The organism is Oleiphilus sp. HI0117 (assembly GCF_001635235.1).
In genome coordinates this window covers 1-6,622 of record NZ_LWGA01000775.1, presented here as the reverse complement: position 1 = coordinate 6,622, position 6,622 = coordinate 1, and the positions used below count along the sequence as shown (strand labels likewise).

Genomic DNA, 6,622 nt, shown 5'->3' with positions numbered 1-6,622 from the left:
AACTTTTTAAATACCTTCTTGCGCTGCGTATGCTCAATGCCGATACCGTTATCGATAAACCTAAGCCTGAGCTCATCATTTCCGCGCAGTGCGAGCTTTTCTATTTTAACGACTAGGCTTGGCTGATCCGACTCATTATATTTAAGGGCATTGCTCGCTAAATTAATCAATAACATTTCAAACAGCGCCCGGCTAAGCGTTTGCTTTATCGGCTGAGATGATTGAGTCGCGATCTGTAAGCCAGTAAACAGGTGGGCATTTTGTTGATAAAACTGAGAGACAAACTCAGCAACGTCTAACTCTATAAATTCATCACTGAAGCTCTGGCTTTCGATCTTTCCCAGATCCAGAATGTTGCTGATATTGTCTGATAAACGGTGAACGTCACGCAGCATATAGTTAAGATACTTTTGCTGCGTCTCCTTATCCAAATCATGCTTTTGGAAGGTTTCTAAATACAACTGCAAGGACGTAACGGGTGTTTTCAATTCATGGGTAAAGTTATTGATAAAGTTATTCTGCAGACGATAAAGCTGCTGCATTTTCTTGGTATAAACGAAACTCATCGACAAGCCCGTAACGATCAAACTCACCAATAAAGTTAATACTGCAATCACCAAAAAGGTACGCGACTCTGTGACTTGTTGCGGATCGATATGAAACCTCAAAATCACTTCATCCAAGCCACTACTGATCTCTATATACCAATAGATATAAAGCACAAACGAAGTGACCAGGGCCACCAGTGAGAAAATGAATGTGAAGGTGCTGTTTGGTAGAAATCTAAATCTATTCATTCGACCAGTTTAACACTGCTTCATCGCGCGCCGTGAGTGTTAAAAGCGGGCTATGTAAAACTTTTGTAAAAGCACCTTAAAGTCTATTTTTTTAACATTATGGTGATTAAGATTAAGCAACAAATTCAGCTCACACTTGTGATACTTTTTTTAGACTTATTATCCTCAGACCTACACAAAAAGCGGTATTGAAAATGGTTAAAAGCTCTGAAGCATTCAACTTCTACTCTCACCTGCTTGGCGCGATAGCAGCCGTGGTCGGTACAGTTTTTTTATTAAAGGTTGCAACCGGCTCTGCTTCAATGCTCGTCACAGCCTTAGTTTACGGTTTGTCACTAATCTTTCTTTTTTCTGCTAGCTCTTTATACCACTGCTTTAAAAAGCAAGAGAACGAGCTATCTTTCTGGCGAAAAATGGACCGCTTAGCGATATTCTTTATGATTGCTGGTTCTTATACTCCCGTCTGCTACTTCTTTCTGGATGATGACTGGCGCTTACCAATGATAGCAATTCAATGGGGACTGGTGGCATTTGGCCTGTGCTCACAATTATTCTTCCCGCGCGCACCAAGAATACTCTATGCCTTAATTTTTCTGACAATGGGCTGGATGCTAGTTTTCCCCATGCAACAAATCTTGGATCTCATGACCGATATGCAGGTTAATCTGCTTTTTGCTGGCGGTATCGCGTTCACGCTAGGTGCTATTTTCTATGCAAGTAAGAAACCCTTAATGTTGCCTGGAATTTTCAGTTTCCATGAACTCTTCCACGTAATGGTCTTAATTGGTGGCGCCTGTCATTACAGCCTGATTTACAGTGCATTTTCCGCTACGGCGTCAGCCTAAGATGAGCTTAAGCTCTAAAGCACAATGCCTGCTAGAGGAAGAAACGAGTCGTTTTATAAACGATTACCAGGAACACTTCCTTAAAGGTGAAACCAAGCCACCAGAAATTGGCCAACCTTACCTGCTTCATCAGCCTCAAGCCACGCAGGGAGTGCTGCTTGTTCATGGCCTAATGGCTGCCCCGGAAGAAGTGCGAGAGTGGGCTGACTATCTTTATAGCCAAGGCTATACCGTCTACGCGCCACGAATGGACGGGCACGGTACATCGGCAGATGATTTATCTCGCCGTAAAATGAGCGAATGGACGGCGGCGGTTAACCGGGGCCACGAAATACTTAAGCACTGCTGTGAGCATATCGTCATCGCTGGTTTCTCTACTGGCGCTGCGGTGGCACTTAAACAAGTCATTGATAAACCCGACGCCTTTGATGCACTTGTGAGTATCAGCGCGCCGCTCAAGTTTAAAAAGTTCTCTGCTAACTTCGCCAAGCCTGTCAATACCTGGAATAAGGCTCTAAGGCGAATAGCTAACCCGGTATTCGATACTAAAAAGTTGCGTAAAGAGTTCGTCACCAATCATGCTGACAATCCTCACATCAATTATCTACGCTGCCCGGTAAGCAGCATCGTTGAAATCAAAAAATTAATGAACCAAGTTCAGAAAGGGCTCTCTAGCATCACCATCCCAACCTTAGTCATTCATGCAGATAAAGACCCAAAAGTTGACGTCCAAAGCGGTAGAGATATTTATAAAAGCATTCACACAGGCAACGCACATTACAGGGAAATAGACTTCCATCTGCATGGTATTGTCAGAGGAGATATCACCAAGAAGGTTTTTTCTGAAGTAAACACTTTTCTAGACGGCGTGTATCGTAAATAATCTGTACACGCTAGCAACCAACCCTACTTGCCTCACGCCCAAGACAACTGTATATTCAAACAGCATTATTTAATTTCGAGGCAACGGTTTGCGCAAGATAATTCATGTAGATATGGATGCTTTCTTTGTATCCGTGGAAATCCGTGACCAACCGGCGTTAACTAATTTACCCGTTGCCGTTGGCGGAAAGCGCCACTCTCGCGGTGTCCTCTCTACCTGTAACTACATAGCACGAGAGTTTGGGCTTAGATCTGCCATGCCGACCTCAGTTGCGCTGCGTTTATGCCCAGATCTTGTATTGCTTCCGGGTAGAATGGATGTATATAGAACCGTTAGTAAACAGATTGGTGAAATATTCGAACGTTATACTGATCTGATCGAACCACTTAGCCTCGATGAAGCTTACCTTGATGTCACCAACTGCTCGTTACATCACGGTTCAGCAACGCTCATCGCTCAGGATATTTGCAAGACGATTCAACGTGAGCTTGGTCTGACAGCATCAGCAGGGGTGGCGCCCATCAAGTACCTCGCTAAAGTTGCCTCCGATATCAATAAACCAAACGGTATTTATGTAATTCCTCCAGAAAACGTGGCCAGTTTTATCGACGATATGCCTTTAGATAAAATCCCTGGCGTTGGCAAAGTCACCTTCGAGAAGCTCAGTGCTAAGCAACTGCGGTTTGGAAAAGATGTAAAGGCTTTTGACCAACAAACACTACTACATAACTTCGGAAGACTAGGCCATTTACTTTGGCAACGTTGCCATGGACAAGACGAGCGCTCAGTAATAACTCACCGAACAAGGAAGTCAGTGGGTGTAGAGCTAACCTTCCCTGAAGACATTGACGACCCGTCTTCACTTGAAGCGATTTTAGTATCAAGGTTGTTGCCCGAGTTAAAACAGCGTGCTGCAAAGCATTTGCCGGGAAGAGGCATTCAGAAGCTAGGCGTTAAAGTAAAGTTCAGTGACTTTCATCAAACAACAAAAGAATATACATTTAGTGACTACAATGAAGCGATGTTTATCTGCCTGTTACATGAGGCAATATCAAGGGGCGATGGTAAGAAAGTAAGGCTATTAGGTGTTCATATTGGCCTGAATAACGAAAAGGAACAGCATCAACAATATGCCTTTTCTTGGTAATGAGCCCTATACCTACAACGCTGTTTTCTTCATTAAAATTTATGCCATAGTTCAGCATTATCAAGCGGGTCGGCTTTACTCAAATTGGGGTTGGGAATAGAAAACCTTCTGCGCTCTTTCAGCCGAAACTTATCTATTAGCGCTTGGTGGTGAGCTAAAAAGTATGCTTCAAATTTGCCATTTTCGATTAGGCGCCACAAACCCCGTTCAATGCGCTTCGCAAGCTCTGGTCGTTTCGGGCTAATAAAGAAATAGGTTGGCAAGGGGATATGAAGCATTAGTTCCGTGTCGATTGCTAGATTAGGGTGCGCCTCTTTTTGAGCTAAGTACTCGGCCTCAATTTCATTAATACCACGACCAAAGGTTTTAAATCTACCGAGCTCTAACATACTAAACAGGCCTTCATAGTTGTTTCCCACAACAACATTAAACCCTGCCTCTCTCAACACTCTAGTCGTCGACCAACCTTTTCCTGAACCAGTGGGTATAGCTTTAAACTCTTCGAAAGACTTAAGTGCTGACAGTTTGCTCTGGTCTTGCTTATTAATGAAAAAGAGGCGATAGCCCTGTATTCCCTTTCGTATGGGAATTCTTACGACGTGCAATTCGCTGACCCAAGCAGTTTTGGGCGCTTCGGCAACGACATGAAGCTCTTTACCCTCTTTCAACGATAACAGTAGACGATTACGGTTCATTATAAGCGTTGCGTGTTTTACAACACTTTTTGAATCGTCGTCTTGAGTCTCATCGAGAACCATTTGCAACAAATCATGTGCGTAATCATAGCGTTTGTCATTAACTGATTCAGGCCGATTTACCAGCACATAATCACTCAAAGCCTGTGCGCTAAAGCTACTTGCAACCAGTAGTAATATTAACTTGAATATTATTATCATTTTTATAATCAGCGTTATCGGTCGGCATAAGAGCCGAACTCTTCTACGATTAAATTAATAAGCTTCACTATATAAGATTAGCCTTATTAGATGCTGATAGCAAAGCCTTAACTTTTCGAAATAATTTTGACTAAGTCGGTAGTCATTGCTGTGTTGTTTTGGCAATCCTAAGAAATTGCACGCTTAGCTATTAGCTCGACGTCTGAGACGAGCGGTGTTTACTGAATATAGATGTAAAGTTTATCAAAGATTAATACGTATCCTTAGTCTTCGATTACCCGGGCTCAGTTAAGTGATTGAAGGGTGATAAAGCAGTAGCTTAGATCTAATCGCCTTGCTGCCATTCAACAAAACCGCCATCAAGACTATACACTTCTCTACAGCCTTGACTGGCGAAAAATTCAGCCGCGCCTTGACTACTGTTGCCGTGATAGCAAACCACAATTAGTGGCTTTTCTTTATCCATGTCAGATAAATACTGTTGTACATTGTCATTCGAAATATGAACCGAGCCTTCTATATTTCCTGAAGCAAATGAAGCGGGGTCTCGAATATCCACCAAAGAACACGCCTTCTCCCTCATTAAAGACCTGGCTTGCGGAACTGAAATACACTTATAACTCATTGCTAACTCCTGCTTTTTAATATAACGATTCGTTCCTAAGCCCTGTGCTTCTCTATAAACTTATGCACCGACTTCTTAGGCACTTTGCTAAGCTGCTGAATAAAAGAGAACGGTAAATCATAAATACCGTAGCGCTCACCAATATCCTCTAACATAGCTAACCACAGCTTGGCAGTCATCTCTGAATCATACAAGGCACGGTGAAAACTACCCGATGAGATTGAGCTAACAGTATCAAGGTTCGCATACTGAACCAAAGTTCCTAACTTATGATTCGGCGCATCCTGAAAAATACGCCTAGAAGCGAGCAAAGAACAGGCAAAGTCTCCCGGATAGGAGCAAGAAACTCGTGATAGTTCAGCATCAAGAAAGCGTTTATCAAAAGAGGCGTTATGAGCGACTAGGTTATGCCCGGCAATAAAATCATTAAAGCGCTTCATCACCTCTTCACAGGGAGCCGCCTTGCTCAACATTGCATTGCTAATACCGGTATAATCTTCAATAAAAGCACTGATGCGAATACCGGGGTTCATTAGGGATTGAAAGCTATCTGTAATCTCCCCACCTTCAATCAGCACTGCACCAATTTCTATCGCACGTTCTCCCATATCAGGAGATAAGCCACTCGTCTCAAAGTCCAGTACGACAATCGTATCTGCTCGTTTTGCGTTCATTAGGTCTAGCCATTTCCAATCATTAATTTGCGCTTAGAGTACACTATCTTCCGGATGAGAATAAGGTGATGCTTGGAAAAGCTCGACTCCAAAACAGAGGAGTGACAAAGCAATAAAACTTTTATAGGTAGGATAGAAACAGGCTCTGATTTTTAACTGATTTCATATCAAGGCAACCCGTAAAACTATCGAAAAGTACTTTGAGAAAATTCATCAGCTTTATGAGCAGAAAAAAAGCCATCTCAAGTGAGATAGCTTTAGTTCTGGGTGATTTCCTTAAGTGCTGGCAACAATAGTGTACTTCAGGCTTAGATAGAATTAGGACTTCTTTTGTCTACGAGCAAAGCTTAAGCCTACTAAACCCAAACCAAGAAGCGAAAGCGTAGCAGGTTCTGGAACATCGATTAAAGGTACTGAAACCGAGGTGACTGACGTGACCGTCATTCTGGTGTTTGCTAAGAAATACTGCTGTGGATCTGAAACCTGGTAAAGGTAAGTTTCAGCCGATATCGTTGGGCTACCCGGTCCGGTTCCAAATGGTCCAGTGCCTTCGGCCCACGTACTGATATTTATTTCAGATCCACCTTCCTTTACGTTAATTGTTGACAAACCGAATTCAGTGATTGAAACCCTCGCCTCACGAATACCGCGGTCGTATTCAACCATATTTTCGGTGGCCAGATGATAATCAATACTAGCCTGCCAGTCCGAGTCGTCGTAACTAATCAAATCCGCATAATTAATTCCAAACAAAG

At 42.8% G+C, this 6,622-nt stretch carries 8 protein-coding genes; 3 read left to right on the top strand and 5 right to left on the bottom strand.

All coding sequences use genetic code 11. The features are described 5' to 3' along the window. Positions 1 to 797: sensor histidine kinase KdpD (locus tag A3757_RS12585; RefSeq protein WP_156506303.1), on the bottom strand; the 797-nt coding region annotated here is incomplete at its 3' end. Positions 798 to 991: 194 nt separating this feature from the next. Here A3757_RS12585 and A3757_RS12580 point away from each other — a divergent pair. The 3 genes from A3757_RS12580 (at position 992) to dinB (ending at position 3,672) form a co-directional block, all read left to right on the top strand. After that, positions 992 to 1,642: a hemolysin III family protein gene (locus tag A3757_RS12580; protein WP_068514341.1), complete on the top strand. Its 651-nt coding sequence runs from the start codon at positions 992 to 994 to the stop codon at positions 1,640 to 1,642. 1 nt (position 1,643) lies between these two features. Beyond that, positions 1,644 to 2,525: a carboxylesterase gene (locus A3757_RS12575; protein ID WP_068512166.1), complete on the top strand. Its 882-nt coding sequence runs from the start codon at positions 1,644 to 1,646 to the stop codon at positions 2,523 to 2,525. Positions 2,526 to 2,613: 88 nt separating this feature from the next. After that, positions 2,614 to 3,672: a DNA polymerase IV gene (dinB, locus tag A3757_RS12570; protein ID WP_082865274.1), complete on the top strand. Its 1,059-nt coding sequence runs from the start codon at positions 2,614 to 2,616 to the stop codon at positions 3,670 to 3,672. 32 nt (positions 3,673 to 3,704) lie between these two features. On the opposite strand, the gene A3757_RS12565 is transcribed toward dinB, so the two are convergent. From A3757_RS12565 to A3757_RS12550, 4 genes are all read right to left on the bottom strand, one after another. Next, positions 3,705 to 4,568 (bottom strand): hypothetical protein, encoded by an 864-nt coding sequence (locus A3757_RS12565; protein WP_068514335.1) that lies wholly within the window; start codon positions 4,566 to 4,568, stop codon positions 3,705 to 3,707. 325 nt (positions 4,569 to 4,893) lie between these two features. After that, complete coding sequence (gene glpE / locus A3757_RS12560; protein ID WP_068507469.1) at positions 4,894 to 5,193, bottom strand: thiosulfate sulfurtransferase GlpE; 300 nt, start codon at positions 5,191 to 5,193, stop codon at positions 4,894 to 4,896. A 35-nt stretch (positions 5,194 to 5,228) separates the two neighbouring features. Continuing rightward, positions 5,229 to 5,867, bottom strand: coding sequence for a PolC-type DNA polymerase III (locus A3757_RS12555; protein WP_068507471.1), 639 nt, complete (start codon positions 5,865 to 5,867; stop codon positions 5,229 to 5,231). Between the two features lie 318 nt (positions 5,868 to 6,185). Beyond that, a partial coding sequence (locus tag A3757_RS12550; RefSeq protein ID WP_156506302.1) for a PEP-CTERM sorting domain-containing protein occupies positions 6,186 to 6,622 on the bottom strand: 437 nt, incomplete at its 5' end.